The organism is Massilia phyllostachyos, from assembly GCF_021044825.1.
In the GTDB taxonomy this organism is placed as follows: Bacteria; Pseudomonadota; Gammaproteobacteria; order Burkholderiales; family Burkholderiaceae_D; genus Telluria; species Telluria phyllostachyos.
On record NZ_JAJNOC010000012.1, the window covers coordinates 136711 to 150963 of the forward strand.

Sequence of the window (14253 nt, forward strand, 5' to 3'; positions counted from 1 at the left end):
GTGGAGCATTCCATGTATCTCGAACAAACCAAGACCATCCTGGGCGACGTGCTCAACCTCGGTCCCGCCGCCGCCGCGCTCACCGCCGATTCGCCCCTGCTCGGCAGCCTGCCCGAACTCGACTCGATGGCCGTCGTCACCCTCATCGGCGCCCTCGAAGAACACTTCGGCATCGTCGTCGACGACGATGACATCAGCGCCAGCACCTTCGCCACCCTGGGCAGCCTGGCGCACTTCGTCGAACAAAAAGCCGGCTGATGGCGGCGCACCGGCAGCCGCCCCCGGAACCCTTCTTCCTGCCCGCGCCCGGCGGCGCGCGCTTCTGCCTGTATCACGCCTGCCCTGGCGCGCCGCGCGCGGCCCTGGTCTACCTGCATCCGTTTGCCGAGGAACTGAACCGCTCGCGCCGCGCCGTGGCCTGCACCGCGCGCGCCCTGGCGGCGTCCGGCGTGGCGGTGCTGCAGATCGACCTGGGGGGCTGCGGCGACAGCGCCGGCGAGTTCGCCGACGCCAGCTGGGACGGCTGGCTGGACGACACCGCCGCGGCCCGCGCCTGGCTGGGCCGGCGCAGCGGGCTGCCGGTGGGCCTGTGGGGACTGCGTCTAGGCGCGACGCTGGCCCTCGACTACGCCGCTTCGCGCGGGGGCGTCGACCGCCTGCTGCTGTGGCAACCCGTCGCTTCCGGCGCGCCGTACCTGACCCAGTTCCTGCGCCTGCGCCTGGCCGGCGCCATCCTGCAGGATGGCGCCGTGCGCGGCGGCACCGAGAGCCTGCGCGACGCCCTGCGCGCGGGCGAGACCCTCGACATCGCCGGCTATGCGCTGGCCCCGGCATTGGCCATGGCCATCGATGCGCTGGAAGTGTCGCGCCTTGCCGTCACGGGCTGCCCGGTGCACTGGATCGACGTCGTCGCCTCCGCGGAACGCCCCCTGGCGCCGGCCGCGGCGCGCACCGCCTGGCATTTGCGCTCGCTGGGCGTCGACCTGCATACCCACAGCGTGGCCGCGCCGCAGTTCTGGAACGCGCAGGAAACCGAGGAGTGCCCCGCCCTGCTCGCCGCCAGCGTCGCCATCCTGCGGGAAGCGCGGGCGGCGCAAGGAGAAGCGCCATGACGCTTGTCGCCGCCACCGAGAGCGCGTTTTCCTTTTCCTGCGGCGACGCCGCCCTGGTCGGCATCCTGCACCTGCCCGCCGCGCCGCGCCGGCGCGGCGTGGTGGTGGTGGTCGGTGGCCCGCAATACCGCGCGGGCAGCCATCGCCAGTTCACGCTGCTGGCGCGCCGGCTCGCGGCAAGCGGCACCCCGGTCCTGCGTTTCGACTACCGCGGCATGGGCGACAGCGAAGGCGCGGCGCGCGCTTTCGACGACGTGGCCGAGGACCTGCGCGCCGCGATCGACCGTTTCTTCACCGAGGTCCCGGACCTGCGCGAGGTGGTGCTGTGGGGCTTGTGTGACGGCGCCACCGCGGCCGCCCTGTATGCGGCGCAGGATGCGCGGGTGGCCGGGGTGGTCCTGCTCAATCCCTGGGTGCGCACCGAACAGGGCGCCGCGCGCGCCACGCTGCGCCATTACTACGGCGCGCGCCTGCGCGATCCGGCGCTGTGGCGCAAGCTGGCGGGTGGCCATTTCGACCTGGGAGCTTCGCTGCGTTCGATGCTGGGCCTGGCGCGCAATGCCCTGGCGCCGCCGCCGCAAGCACAGGCCGCGGCCGGCGCCTGCGGCGGCGCCCTTCCCGAGCGGCTGCATGCGGGCCTGGCCGGCTTCGATGGCCGGATCCTGGTGCTGCTGGCGGGCGCCGACCTGACCGCGCAGGAATTCGCGGACACGGCCCGCGCGCCGCACTGGCGTGCCCTGCTGGACGCGCCGCGCGCCGAGTGCAGGACCCTGGCGCAGGCCGACCATACCTTCTCGCGGCGCGAGTGGCACGAGCAGATGGTGAACTGGACGCAGGCGTGGCTGGACAGCTGGTGACCCGGCGCGCCAGTCAGCGCTGGCGCGCCAGGCAGGCGCCGAAGTCCTCGAAGGCGCCATAGGCCGGCCGTGCGGGACGCTCGGCCCCGCACAGGTCGACTCCCTCGCCGCTTCCCTCACCGCTTCCCGCACGGCGCGGCGCGTCGCCGCTCCAGCGCAGGTCGAGCCGCGCGGCGTCGGCGAACAGGCTGCGCTGCGGGTGCCGTCCGAGGTAGAGCGCGGCGATCGGCGTGTCGCGGTTGTCGCCCATGTCCAGCCGGGCGCCGTTGCGGGTGACCACCGCGCCGTCGATCACGTTGCCCTCCAGCTGCGCGCTGCTTTCCGGGAAGCGCACCTGCACGCCGGCGGTATCGAGCAGGGTGTTGTGGAGCAGGCGCGTGCCCGCGCTGCTGTTCACGTACACCCCCGCATCCGAGCAGGACGCCACCAGGTTGTCGCGCATGACGCCGGCGTCGTGTTCGGTGATGCAGCGGCCGTCGCGGCAGTAGGGCTTGCCGGTTCCGCCGCCCCCGAAGGACAGCCCGACGCGCTCGCCCGGATAGCCTTGCAGGCGCTGTTCGCAGACCACCACGTTGCGCTCGAAGCGGGTGCGCGCCGCGGCCCCCTTGGCGAATGCGCCATAGCTGATGCCGTCGCCATCGGCCTTGATGAAGTCCGTAATCAGGTTGGCGCGGATGGTCCAGTCGCTGGCCGCCACCAGGTCGATCGGCGTCACCGGATTGGCGGTGCGGCGCGGCGCGCTGTTGGTCAGCGTGTTGTATTCGATCAGCCCGGCATCCGGGAAGCCGTCGCGATTGCCGTTGATCTTGAAGTGGGCGTTGAAATCGGTGATGGTGTTGTTGACCGCCGCAAAGCCGCGCGCCTGGCCGACCACGTGGAAGGCGTGCTCGCAGCTTGCCGGCACGGCGCAGGCGCCATGGATGTCGAGGTTCTCGAAGCGCCACCACGGGGCGGCGACCAGGATGCCCTCGACGCCGTCGAGTTCGAGGACCACGGTTCCCGGGCGCGCCGCGCGCACCACCACCGGGTTGCCTTCGGCGCCCGGACGGCGCGCTTCCAGCGCCCCCACGATCCGGTAGCGGCCCGGGGCCAGGACGATGACGTCGCCCGGCGCCGCGGCGCCGAAGGCCTGGCGCAGCTGGTCGACCGAGGATACCGGCCGCGGCGTGCCGGTGGCGCCACCAGCCGGCGCGGGCCCGGCGCCGACCACCAGCGCCGGCACGGCATACCCGCCGGCGGCGCCGCGGTCGAGCCTGTTCAGGCTGTCCGCGAGCCGCCGGCCCACGCCCGTGATCAGCGCATTGTGACCGGCGCTGCGCCGCTCGAGGTAGGGCGCCAGCGCGCGCGGGGTCACGCCCTGGCCCTGCAGCCAGAACAGGGCCGCGGCCAGCGCCAGGAGGCCCAGCGTGACGAGCGCCGCGCCGAGCCACAGGAGGCGAGGCCGCATCAGGCGGTCTTGATGCCGTGCCGCGCCATCAGGTCATACAGCGTCGGCCGGCTCACGCCGAGGATCTCGGACGCCTTGACGATATTCCCGTCGACCCGCGCCAGCGCCTTGACGATGGCCTTGTACTCGGCCTCGTCGCGCACCTGGCGCAGGTTGATCGGTTCTTCCGCGGCGCCCTCGCCCGGCAGGCCGAGGTCGTCGGCGACGATGGTGTTCCCGTCGGCCATGATGACCGCGCGCTTGATGGTGTTTTCCATTTCGCGCACATTGCCCGGCCAGCCGTAGCCCTCGATCGCCGCGATCGCGTCCGGCGCGAAGTGCAGCGCCGAACGCCCTTCGGCGGCGCAGAACTTGTTCTTGAAGTGGTGGGCCAGCAGGGCCGCGTCGCCCTCGCGCTGGCCGAGCGGCGGGATGGTCACCACGATTTCCGACAGGCGGTAATACAAGTCCTCGCGGAAGCGCCCTTGCGCGCACAGTTCCTTCAGTTTCTGGTGGGTCGCGCAGACGATGCGCACGTCCACCGGAATCTCTTCATGGCCGCCGATGCGCTCGATCACGCGCTCCTGCAGGAAGCGCAGCAGCTTGGCCTGCAGCGCCATCGGCAGGTCGCCGACTTCATCCAGGAAGAAGGTGCCGCCGTGGGCCAGTTCGACCTTGCCCCTGGTCTGCTTGGCCGCGCCGGTGAATGCCCCCTTCTCGTAGCCGAACAGTTCGGATTCCAGCAGGTTCTCGGGAATCGCCGCGCAGTTGATCGCCATGAAGCGCTCCTTGGCGCGCGGCGACAGCTGGTGCAGGGCGCGCGCCAGCACTTCCTTGCCGGTGCCCGATTCGCCCAGCAGCATCACGGAGGCCGAGGTCGGGGCGACCTTCTCGATGTTGCGGCAGACCTTGAGCATGCCGGGGTCGCGCGAGATCACGCCGGCCAGCGGCGAGTCGGCTTGCGCCTGCTGCATGCGGCGGTTTTCCTGCTGCAGGTTGTGCAGGAAGAAGGCGCGCTGGATCACCAGGTTCAGCACCTCGGGGTCGGTGGTCTTCTGGTGGAAATCGTAGGCGCCCATGGCGATCGCCTTGACCGCGTTGGTGTGGTCCTGGTTGCCGGTCAGGACGATGACCCGGGTGTCCGGCGCCAGCGCCAGGATCTGCTGCAGCGTCGCCAGGCCTTCGGTCGAGCCGTCCGGGTCGGGCGGCAGGCCGAGGTCCATGGTGCATACGGCGGGTTCATGGCGGCGCACCTGGGCCAGGGCGGCCTCGCGGTCGCCCGCCACCACCACGTCATAGGCGTCGAGGCTCCAGCGCAGCTGCTTCTGCACCCCGGGATCGTCTTCGATGATCAAGAGTTTCGGTTTGGTCTGGCTCACGTCGTTCCTCGATGGTTGCGTCTCAAGCGGCGCGCGGCGCGCCTTGCGCCCCGCCGTCCGCCGGCATTTCCTGTTGATGGAGCGGCAACAGCACGCGGAAGGTGGTGCCCACGCCAGGCGTGCTGCTCACCTCCAGGCTGCCGCCCAGTTCATTGATGTATTCACGGCTCTCGAACACGCCGATGCCCATGCCGGCCGACTTGGTCGAGTCGAAGGGCTTGAACAGGCGCTCGCGGATGAATTCCTCGCTCATGCCCTCGCCGGTGTCGGCAATCTCGATCAGTCCGCGTCCGCCCTCGCGCTGCAGGCGGATGACGACGCTGCCGGTGCGCGGCGTGGCTTCGATCGCGTTCTGGATCAGGTGCCCGACCACGCGCTCGAGGCGCTCGCGGTCGGCCAGCACGCGCAGGGAGGCGTCGCCGGTCTCCAGCCGTGGCCGCGGCACGAAGGCGGCCTTCAGCGACACCGCCTGCGCCACCACCTGGTCGAGCGCCAGCGGCGCCGGCTGCTCGGCGTTCTCGCTGCGGCTCAGTTTCTGCAGCATGATCTTCATCTTCTGCACCGAGTAGTCGACCGTCTCCAGCATATCGGCCTGGAACTCCGGGTTGTCCTTGTGCTTGGCCGCGTTCGCGTTCATCAGCGACAGCTGCAGCACCAGGTTCTTCAGGTCGTGCACCACGAAGGTCGACATACGGTTGAAGGACTCGAACTGGCGCGCCACCATCAGCGCGTTGGCGGCGTCCTGCTGCGCCAGCTGGCTGGCGGCCTGGCTGCCCGCGATCTCGAGCACGTCGATCACTTCCCAGTTCAGCTTCACCGGGCTGCGCGGGTTCTGCAGCAGCACGAAGCCGAACAGGCGCGTGTGCAGGATCAGCGGAACTACCAGCCAGGCGCGCGGATAACCGGCCAGCCACTCGGGCAGCACCAGCGCGTCGTACTTGTCGGGGCTGTGCGCGTATTCGTGCAGGTCGACCACCCACTGGCTGGCCTCGAGGAACTGGCAGAATGCCGAATCGGCCGGCTCCGAAGCCGCCAGCGTCGGGCCCTGCCAGTTCGCGACCGGCTCGAAGCGCCCGCCTTCGGTGCGCTGCCACAGCGCACCGCCCGGGCTTTCCACCAGTGCTGCAACCGCCTCGATGGCGCGCTCGCCCAGGTCCGGGCCCGGCTTCGACAAGGTGCGCGTGAAGCGCATCCACTCTTCGCGGTAGTCGTAGTTGTAGCGGTAGAAGTGCTTGCTGATGAAGACCTTCAGGCGCGCCCGGAAGCTGCCCGAGAACAGCACCCCGGCCAGCAGCATCAGGGCGCCGAACAGGAAGGTCACCTGCATCACCGTGCCCCAGGTGCCGCCGAAGTAGCGCAGGTAGTAGCCGGCCGAACCCATCGCCAGCAGGTAGATGGCGGAACCGAACAGGGTGGCGGAATGGAACATCGCGCGGCGCGACACCGACAGCGGCGAGGACCACAGCTTGCTGCGGCCCAGCGAGACCGCGATCAGCGGCACGGTCAGGGCGTTGATCAGGCCGCGCGCGGCCCAGATGTCGGCGTCGATGGCGCGGAACAGCAGGGTATGGCTGTACAGGAAGAAGTCGTAGGCGAACATGGCGCCGATGCCGAGACAGGCGAACTTCACGGCCCAGCGTTCGTGCAGGGTGCGGTTGCGGTACACATGCTCGACCAGCAGCATGCCGGCCACCGCCATCGCGACCCGGATCGCGATCGGCATGGCGCCGGAATGCTGGACCTGGGCCAGGCTCCACCAGCCGCCCAGGGCCGCCGCCAGGCAGGCGATGTAGACCAGCGCACCCAGCACCAGCACCGGCTGCAGGCGCATCGGCATGCGGCTGGAGGGATCGGTGAAGTGGCCGCGCAGCACCAGCAGGAACACCGACCAGGCGGCGTTGCGCAGCAGTTCGGCGCTGTCGGCCAGCGGCGACCACATGTCGCCGTAGGCGGCTTCCCAGGCCAGCGCCACGCCCCAGAGCACGCTGGACAGGCAGGCCAGGCCGAGCGCCACGTCGTGGCGGCGCCGCTGGCGCACCGCGAGCGGCGCGCCCAGCACGAGGAAGCAGGCGGATACCAGCGCGTAGCTGTAGGCCGCGATGCTGGTCAGGGAGACATCCATGAAGTCGACGGTGGCGGCGGGCGGCGGATGGTTGCGGTGAATGGAAACGGCATGCCCGGCGACGCGGCCGCCGGGTGCGATTGGCTCAGCGTCCGCTGCGGAACAGCACGACCTTGAGCGTATTGATCAGGATGAGCACGTCCAGGAACAGGCTGTTGTTCTTCACGTAATACAGGTCGTACTGGAGCTTCTGGAGCGCGTCCTCGGCCGAGGAACCGTAGCCGTAGCGCACCTGGGCCCAGCCGGTGATGCCCGGCTTGACGCTGTGGCGCACATTGTAATACGGGACCACTTCGATCAGCTGTTCCACGAAGTAGGGGCGCTCCGGGCGCGGGCCGACGAACGACATCTCGCCCTTGAACACGTTGAGGATCTGGGGCAGCTCGTCGATCCGAGTCTTGCGCATGAAGTTGCCGAAGCGCGTCACGCGCGGGTCGTTCTGCGCCGCCCACTGCGGCTTGCCGGCCTTTTCGGCGTCGACGCGCATGCTGCGGAATTTGTGCACGTAGAAGGTCTTGCCGTCCTTGCCGACCCGCTCCTGTGAGTAGAACACCGGGCCGCGGTCTTCCATCTTGACGAACAGCGCCGCCAGCAGCATCAGCGGGAAGGTCAATGCCAGGATCAGGGTGCTGCACACCAGGTCGAAGGTGCGCTTCATGAAGGTGCGCACGAAACTCTGGTCGAAGCCGCCGCCGAACACCAGCCAGGACGGCTGCAGCGAATCGACGCGGATCTGGCAGGTCTCACGCTCGAAGAAGGTGGCGGCGTCGGTGACGCGGATGCCCTGCAGCTTGCAATCGAGGAGTTCCTTGATCGGGAAGCCGCCGCGGCGGTTCTGCACAGAGACCACGATCTCGGACACGTTGTACTGGCGCACCAGCGAGACCAGCGAGTCGCCGTCACGCACCTTCAGCACCTTGGTGGTGTCGATGCACAGCTCTTCGCTCGGGGTCGGGATGAAGCCGGCGATCTCATAGCGGTGGTAGTTCGAATGCTTCTGCGCCAGCTCGCTGCACTCCTTGGCCAGCGGGCCGCCGCCCAGGAACATGATGCGCGACTGCAGGAAGCGCGCTTCCGAGGACTTGAAGAAGGCCATGCGCGCCACGAAAATGCCGACCGCGGCCAGCGCGAAGGTCAGCGCCATCGCGCCGCGTCCGAACGACAGTTCCGGCGCCATGTAGAACAGCAGCGCCAGGATCGCGAAACCCATCAGGAAGGAAGGCATCAGCTTCATGAAGAAGGGATGGCGCAGGCCTTCGTCGAAGTCGAGCTGGTACATGCCCATCGCGCTCATGCTGAAGATGATCGCCACCGTGAACGCGACCGCCGAGGTGAAGAAGTGATCGAGGTGCGCCGACGCCGCGGGATCGCCGAGATCGAGCATGCGCACCGCGACGCCGATGTAGGCCGCGCCCAGCAGCACCAGCACTTCGACGAACAGCAGCAGGAAGACAATCTTCGATACGTAGTGGTTAGAGATCCTGAACACGGTAGCCCCCGATTCTTATTGCTTATTTGGTATTGCACTGGTGTCGCTTGTGGGCGCGAGATGCGCCACGTACCATGCCATCGCTTGCCGCAGGCCCTGGTCGATGCGGTGCGTGGGCTGGTAGCCCAGCAGCTGCGCCGCCTTCGAGATGTCGGCCTGCGAATGGCGCACGTCGCCGCGGCGGAAGTCCACGTAATGCGGCGCGTGCGCGTCCAGGTGCGGGAAGCGCTCGCGCAGCAGTTCGCGCATCATCCCGTACAGCTGCGTCAGGCTGGTGCGTTCGTTGACCGCGACGTTGTAGACCTGGTTCGCCGCCTCAAGCGGCGCCAGCGCCGACAGCAGGTTGGCCTGCACCACGTTGTCGATGTAGCAGAAGTCGCGGCTGGTCTCGCCGTCGCCGTTGATGCGCAGTTCCTGGTTGCGGATCAGCGCCGCCACCCACTGCGGGATCACGGCGGCGTAGGCGCCGTTCGGATCCTGGCGCGGGCCGAACACGTTGAAGTAGCGCAGGCCGATCGATTCCATGCCATAGGTGCGGCCGAACACGTTGGCGTACAGCTCGTTCACGTACTTGGTCACCGCATAGGGCGACAGCGGATTGCCGATGCGGTCCTCGACTTTCGGCAGGTCCGGATGGTCGCCATAGGTCGAGCTCGAGGCGGCGTAGACGAAGCGCTTGACCTTCGCGTCGCGCGCGCCGACCAGCATGTTCAGGAAACCCGTGACGTTGGTGGCGTTGGTGGTCAGGGGATCGTCGATCGAACGCGAGACCGAGCCCAGGGCGGCCTGGTGCAATACGAACTCCACACCGGCGCAGGCACGCGCGCAGTCGGCCTCGTTGCGGATATCGCCTTCGATGAAGTCAAAGCGCGACCAGGCCTCATCGCCGACGGCCGCGCGCACCATCTCGAGGTTGTGGCGGTGTCCGGTCGCGAAGTTGTCCAGGCCGGTGACCCGCTGGCCGAGGCGCAGCAGGGATTCGAGCAGGTTCGAACCGATGAAGCCTGCCACACCGGTCACGAGCCAGTGGTAACGATGCTGCTGCAGGTGTTGCTGGACGTCTTGGAACTTATTCACTATCGAACACTTTCTCGGTCACACCGGCGCGCGGCCGGCGTTGGCGCGGCTGCACGCCGCGCTCCATACGGGACTGGCGGGATTACAGGCGCCAGACGCAGTAGCCGGCCTCTTGCAGGGCCTTGGGGTCGAACTGCGACTTGACGTCGATGAAGCAGCCATCCGGGTTGAGCTTGGACTGGAAATCCGCCAGCGACAGCGCCAGCACTTCCTTGTGCGGCACCGCGACCACCAGGGCGTCCGCCTGCGGCAGGCTGTCCCAGCTTTCCAGCTTGATGCCGTACTCGTGCTGCGCTTCCTCGGCATCGGCCTGCGGGTCGAACACATGGACGTCGCAGCCATAGGATGCCAGCTCGTGGACGATGTCGGCCACTTTCGAGTTGCGCAGGTCCGGGCAGTTTTCCTTGAAGGTCAAGCCGATCACGTTGACCTTCGAACCCTTGACGTGGAAGCCCGAGGAGATCATCGACTTGACGGTCTTCTCGGCCACGAACTTGGCCATGCCGTCGTTGATGCGGCGGCCCGCCAGGATCACCTGCGGGTGGTAGCCGACCATCTCGGCCTTGTGAGTCAGGTAATAGGGATCGACGCCGATGCAGTGGCCGCCGACCAGGCCTGGACGGAAGGGCAGGAAGTTCCACTTGGTGCCGGCCGCCTTCAGCACTTCGAGGGTGTCGATGCCGATCTTGTCGAAGATGATCGCCAGTTCGTTCATCAGGGCGATGTTCAGGTCGCGCTGGGTATTCTCGATGACCTTCGCGGCTTCGGCCACCTTGATGCTCGAGGCGCGATAGACGCCGGCGGTGATGACCGATTCATACAGGCTGGCGATGCGCTCGAGCGACTCGTCGTCGTCACCGGAGACCACTTTCAGGATGGTGGTCAGGGTATGTTCCTTGTCGCCCGGGTTGATGCGCTCCGGCGAGAAGCCGACGTGAAAATCCTCTTTCCACTTCAAACCCGACTTTTCTTCCAGCAGCGGGATGCAGACTTCCTCGGTGGCGCCCGGGTAGACGGTCGATTCGTACACGACGATGGCGCCCTTTTTCATGTGGGCGCCGACCGAGCGGCTGGCGCCGATCAGCGGGGTGAAGTCGGGATTGTGGGCGATGTCGACCGGCGTCGGCACGGCGACCACGATGTAGTCGGCTTCGGCCAGCATGGCCGGATCGGTCGTGACTTCGAGATGGCGGGCGGCTTTCAGGTCTTCGCTCGCGACTTCACCAGTCGGGTCGATATGTTGCTTGTAGTTCTGGATCTTGGAAGCCGACAGGTCAAAGCCGATGGTCCGCCCTTTTTTGCCGAATTCAACTGCCAATGGCAGGCCGACATACCCCAGCCCTACTACCGCGACGACTTCATCTGCTTTCATTATCGGGTTCCGTTCAAGAATTAAGATTTGCTATTATGCTAACTTTACTATAGCACGTAAGCTCGACCGTGCATACTCGGCCACATTGATTTGTCGGAGAGTAACAACACTTGACATGTGATGATATAAAAAATTTACTAAATTCTTATGTCATCCATTACTGGGTAGGAAAAATACCAGAATTTTTCCTAGAGGAAATTCAAAATGTTGTTTCTGTGCAACTTTGCTGCATATTCTGCTGGGCTGCTTCTGTTTCACTAGTGCAAGCAATAAAATTTTAGCATTTTCTAAAAATCAAGTTATTCTTTGCTTGAATCGTGCGCCTGTCCCTCAGAGTGGACAGCAAGCACCAACTGCAACAAATCAAATCTATTTCACCATGTCTGATACTACAAACTGGGCCGTCGCCATCATTGCGTCGAGAGAGAGCGTCGATACGCTGATTTCCACGGTCCTGGCGTCGCTTGCCGCGACGCCGGAAACAACCCTGACCGACGTTCTTGTGAATGGAAACGCAATACTTGCCAAGGACATGGCCGCGTGGGCCGCCGGGACCGGCACCGCCGGGCGGGATATCCGGATATGGTCGATTTCCCAGGGCGACAAGGCGCACGCGTGGAACGAATATGTGCACCGGATCTGGCCAGCTGGACGGACAGCATTCTTCCTCGATGGCTACGCCAGGCCACGCACCGACGGCCTCAGGCGGCTTGCGGATAGCCTGGCCCGGCAACCAGACGCCTTCGGCGCAACCGGCGTGCCGAGCAGCGGACGATCGGCCCCCGCACTGCGCGCCGCCATGCTCAAGACCGGAGGCTTCCACGGCAATATGCATGCGATTCCCGTCCACGCCATGGACGGCTTGCGCGCCACGGGGTTTCGCCTGCCGCTGGGGCTGTACCGAACGGATTCGATGATCGGTGCGGTATTGATGTTCGCGCTGGATCCGACCACGCAGCAATGGCAGCCGGGACGAGTGGCGGTCAATGGCGACGCTACCTGGGACGTGCCGGGCCAGTCGGCCTTGACGGTCCAGAATATCCTGTCCCAATTCAAGCGCCGCATGCGCCAGGCGCAGGGCGACCTCGAGAACCGCGCCGCGCGCGATCACTTCGCCGTGCGCTGCCTCCCCATCAACCAGATCGCGTCGACCTCGCGCGAACTGGTGCTGAACTGGATCGCGGCCCATCCCGAGGAAGCGCGCCGCCTGTATCGGGCAAACCCGCTCTGCTGGCGTGCCGCCTTCAAGATGCGCCAGCACCGGGACTGGTCCGCCGCCGAGCGGCCGCCCGCGCTGCTTCGCGATACGGGAGCGACGCGGGTGCGGGCGTAATCCTGCCGCAGGGGATGCGCCGGCAAGCGACATGGAAGGGGAATTGCAGGAGGAAATGGTGGCGCGGCTGGCGGGGATCGAACCCACGACCCTTGGCTTCGGAGGCCAATACTCTATCCACTGAGCTACAGCCGCATTGATGGGACAGAAAGTGATGCGAAGGATACAGTCTTTCGAGGGCCGCGTCCATGGGCAGCTTACTCTGCCCTCAGGAATTTCGTTACATTACGGCAGCTTTATGTCTATAATCGCTCGCTTATGGGCATTTGCAAAAAAGCATCTGACCGATTGCGCTAGGTGGCAGGTTTTTTTAATAGAATTAAGGAAATCATGAGCGACGCACACAATGAACATCAATCCCTGATCAATACGCCGAAACAGCTGATTGCAGCAGTCGCCGGCTTCTTCTTGGTCATTGTCATCGGCATCATCCTGCTCGTGATCTTCGCTACCAACGATCGTCTCGTCGGCGCCGGCACCAACAGCCAGAGCGCGGAAGCGGTCGCTGCGCGCCTGCGTCCAGTAGCCGAAGCAGGCTTTACCCTGGTCGACGCCAATGCGCCGCGTGTCCTGCAAGCAGGCAATGCCGTCTATACCGCCGTGTGCGCCGCCTGCCACGACAGCGGCGCCGCCGGCGCACCGAAGCTGGGAGACAATTCTTCCTGGTCACAACGTATCGCACAGGGTTACGACACCCTCGTCAAGCACGCGGTCGAAGGCATTCGCGCAATGCCGGCAAAAGGCGGCAACCCGGACCTGGACAATCTCGAAGTCGCACGCGCCGTTGTTTACATGAGCAACAAGAGCGGCGCCAGCTTCAAGGAACCCGCGGCGCCTGCCCCGGCCGCGCCGGCTGCTCCTGCGGATGCTGCGAGCGCAGCGGCCCCGGCCCCTGCCGCTGCGACCCCTGCCACTGCCCCCGCGGCGCCTGCGGCCGCCCCTGCCGCGGCACCGGCCGTGGCCAGCGCCGATAGCGGGAAGGCCCTATACAACAGCGCCTGCGTGGCCTGCCATGGTGCCGGCATCGCCGGTGCGCCGAAGGTCGGCGACAAGGCGAACTGGGCGCCGCGCCTGGCCCAGGGTGCGCCGCTACTATACGAGCACGCGATCAAGGGTTTCCAGGGCAAAGCCGGCGTCATGCCGCCGAAGGGTGGCTCGACTGCACCGGATACCGAAGTCAAGGCTGCGGTCGACTTTATGATTGCCTCGTCGAAATAAAATCTCGTTTTCTCCTATTCAAAAGGCAATTCTGCTGATGTTGCCGCTTGTCACTTTTTCATTAAAAATCTGGAAGAAAACGATTGCTACCAAATAATATTCGTTAAAAGACGGATAATTTTGTGTTGCGTATGGGAGAAATTCTCTAGGGAATTTGTGATTCCTCTAGGAATTTATTTTTCCTTGGCGTAATCTTTGGGTCTGACAGGGCGTACCCGCTACCCCGCATTCCCGAAGAGACCCCAAATGAAATTTCCTGTGCAATCCCTTAAGCAACGCAGCGCCTTTGCTGCCCTGGCCGGTGCAATCCTGGCGGGCTGCGGCGGTAGCTCGAGCGTCGATTCGACACCGGTCGGCGGTATGGAAGGCTCGCGCCTCCAGAGCATCAGCGCCGGCACCTCGACCTACATTCCGCAAAGCCGCGGCACTGCGGCCAGCAACGCCTCGAGCAGCACCTCCGGCACCATCACCAGCGTGCGCTTCGAGAATACCGGTTCGGCAGTACAGACCAATGCTCCAGTAACTTTTGCTCAGGTCTTCGCGCCAGGCCATCTGCTGGCCACCACCTCGCTGGTCGGCCGTCTCGACAGTGGCGTCGCTGTGCCGCTGCAGCTCAACGTCAAGGCCCTGCACCCCGATGGCTCGGTGCGTCATGCCGTCATCTCGGCAGTGCTGCCGGCCCTGGGCGTCGGCGAAGTGCGCACCATGACCCTTGACCGCAGCGCCGCGGCAGTCAGCAATACCGCCGGCAACGTCGCCTCGCTGCTGGGCGCCGGCTTCAGCACCTCCTTCAACGCCACCATCAACGGCGTGCGCTACACCGCCTCGGCCGACGAGCTGCTGAAGGCCGCGGCCCCGAAAGCGTGGC

At 66.0% G+C, this 14253-nt stretch carries 12 protein-coding genes and 1 tRNA gene; 6 read left to right on the plus strand and 7 right to left on the minus strand.

Annotation, left to right across the window (positions count from 1 at the left end; genetic code table 11):
- The first annotated feature begins 12 nt into the window (after nucleotides 1-12).
- Genes LQ564_RS24160 through LQ564_RS24170 form a run of 3 tightly spaced genes read left to right on the plus strand, consistent with a single transcriptional unit; the run spans nucleotide 13 to nucleotide 1969 of the window.
- A complete protein-coding gene (locus tag LQ564_RS24160; protein ID WP_231060672.1) occupies nucleotides 13-258 on the plus strand; it encodes an acyl carrier protein in 246 nt (81 codons plus the stop codon).
- Nucleotides 258-1112: a hydrolase 2, exosortase A system-associated gene (locus LQ564_RS24165; RefSeq protein ID WP_231060673.1), complete on the plus strand. Its 855-nt coding sequence runs from the start codon at nucleotides 258-260 to the stop codon at nucleotides 1110-1112. The genes LQ564_RS24160 and LQ564_RS24165 overlap by 1 nt, the downstream gene beginning before the upstream one ends.
- Entirely contained in the window at nucleotides 1109-1969 is an 861-nt protein-coding gene (locus tag LQ564_RS24170; protein WP_231060674.1) for a hydrolase 1, exosortase A system-associated, read from the plus strand. Before LQ564_RS24165 ends, LQ564_RS24170 begins: the two co-directional genes overlap by 4 nt.
- Before the next feature lie 13 nt (nucleotides 1970-1982).
- On the opposite strand, the gene LQ564_RS24175 is transcribed toward LQ564_RS24170, so the two are convergent.
- The 6 genes from LQ564_RS24175 to LQ564_RS24200 all read right to left on the minus strand — a co-directional run bounded on the left by LQ564_RS24175 (nucleotide 1983) and on the right by LQ564_RS24200 (nucleotide 10834).
- Nucleotides 1983-3416 (minus strand): polysaccharide lyase domain-containing protein, encoded by a 1434-nt coding sequence (locus LQ564_RS24175; RefSeq protein ID WP_231060675.1) that lies wholly within the window; start codon nucleotides 3414-3416, stop codon nucleotides 1983-1985.
- Nucleotides 3416-4774, minus strand: a complete 1359-nt coding sequence (prsR, locus tag LQ564_RS24180) for a PEP-CTERM-box response regulator transcription factor (RefSeq protein ID WP_231060676.1) — start codon at nucleotides 4772-4774, stop codon at nucleotides 3416-3418. Before prsR ends, LQ564_RS24175 begins: the two co-directional genes overlap by 1 nt.
- Nucleotides 4775-4796: 22 nt before the next feature.
- Complete coding sequence (gene prsK / locus LQ564_RS24185) at nucleotides 4797-6896, minus strand: XrtA/PEP-CTERM system histidine kinase PrsK (protein ID WP_231060677.1); 2100 nt, start codon at nucleotides 6894-6896, stop codon at nucleotides 4797-4799.
- An 85-nt stretch (nucleotides 6897-6981) separates the two neighbouring features.
- Nucleotides 6982-8385 carry a TIGR03013 family XrtA/PEP-CTERM system glycosyltransferase gene (locus tag LQ564_RS24190; protein WP_231060678.1) on the minus strand — a complete coding sequence of 468 codons (1404 nt, stop codon included), beginning with the start codon at nucleotides 8383-8385 and terminating at the stop codon, nucleotides 6982-6984.
- A 15-nt stretch (nucleotides 8386-8400) separates the two neighbouring features.
- Nucleotides 8401-9465 (minus strand): SDR family oxidoreductase, encoded by a 1065-nt coding sequence (locus LQ564_RS24195; protein WP_371873542.1) that lies wholly within the window; start codon nucleotides 9463-9465, stop codon nucleotides 8401-8403.
- A 79-nt stretch (nucleotides 9466-9544) separates the two neighbouring features.
- Entirely contained in the window at nucleotides 9545-10834 is a 1290-nt protein-coding gene (locus tag LQ564_RS24200; protein WP_231060680.1) for a nucleotide sugar dehydrogenase, read from the minus strand.
- Nucleotides 10835-11213: 379 nt separating this feature from the next.
- On the opposite strand from LQ564_RS24200, the gene LQ564_RS24205 reads away from it, so the two are divergent.
- Nucleotides 11214-12167 (plus strand): hypothetical protein, encoded by a 954-nt coding sequence (locus LQ564_RS24205; RefSeq protein WP_231060681.1) that lies wholly within the window; start codon nucleotides 11214-11216, stop codon nucleotides 12165-12167.
- A gap of 59 nt (nucleotides 12168-12226) precedes the next feature.
- Here LQ564_RS24205 and LQ564_RS24210 read toward each other — a convergent pair.
- Nucleotides 12227-12302 (minus strand) — tRNA-Arg (locus LQ564_RS24210).
- A gap of 195 nt (nucleotides 12303-12497) precedes the next feature.
- Between LQ564_RS24210 and LQ564_RS24215 the strand changes: the two genes are divergently transcribed.
- Nucleotides 12498-13385, plus strand: coding sequence for a c-type cytochrome (locus tag LQ564_RS24215; protein ID WP_231060682.1), 888 nt, complete (start codon nucleotides 12498-12500; stop codon nucleotides 13383-13385).
- A 258-nt stretch (nucleotides 13386-13643) separates the two neighbouring features.
- On the plus strand, nucleotides 13644-14253 hold a 610-nt coding region (locus LQ564_RS24220; RefSeq protein WP_503827157.1), incomplete at its 3' end, for an RIFT barrel domain-containing protein.

Coding starts and splice junctions, on each gene's coding strand:
- LQ564_RS24160 (WP_231060672.1), top strand. CDS start 13: ATGTATCTCGAACAAACCAAGACCATCCTGGGCGACGTGCTCAACCTC.
- LQ564_RS24165 (WP_231060673.1), top strand. CDS start 258: ATGGCGGCGCACCGGCAGCCGCCCCCGGAACCCTTCTTCCTGCCCGCG.
- LQ564_RS24170 (WP_231060674.1), top strand. CDS start 1,109: ATGACGCTTGTCGCCGCCACCGAGAGCGCGTTTTCCTTTTCCTGCGGC.
- LQ564_RS24175 (WP_231060675.1), bottom strand. CDS start 3,416: ATGCGGCCTCGCCTCCTGTGGCTCGGCGCGGCGCTCGTCACGCTGGGC.
- prsK (WP_231060677.1), bottom strand. CDS start 6,896: ATGGATGTCTCCCTGACCAGCATCGCGGCCTACAGCTACGCGCTGGTA.
- LQ564_RS24200 (WP_231060680.1), bottom strand. CDS start 10,834: ATGAAAGCAGATGAAGTCGTCGCGGTAGTAGGGCTGGGGTATGTCGGC.
- LQ564_RS24205 (WP_231060681.1), top strand. CDS start 11,214: ATGTCTGATACTACAAACTGGGCCGTCGCCATCATTGCGTCGAGAGAG.
- LQ564_RS24215 (WP_231060682.1), top strand. CDS start 12,498: ATGAGCGACGCACACAATGAACATCAATCCCTGATCAATACGCCGAAA.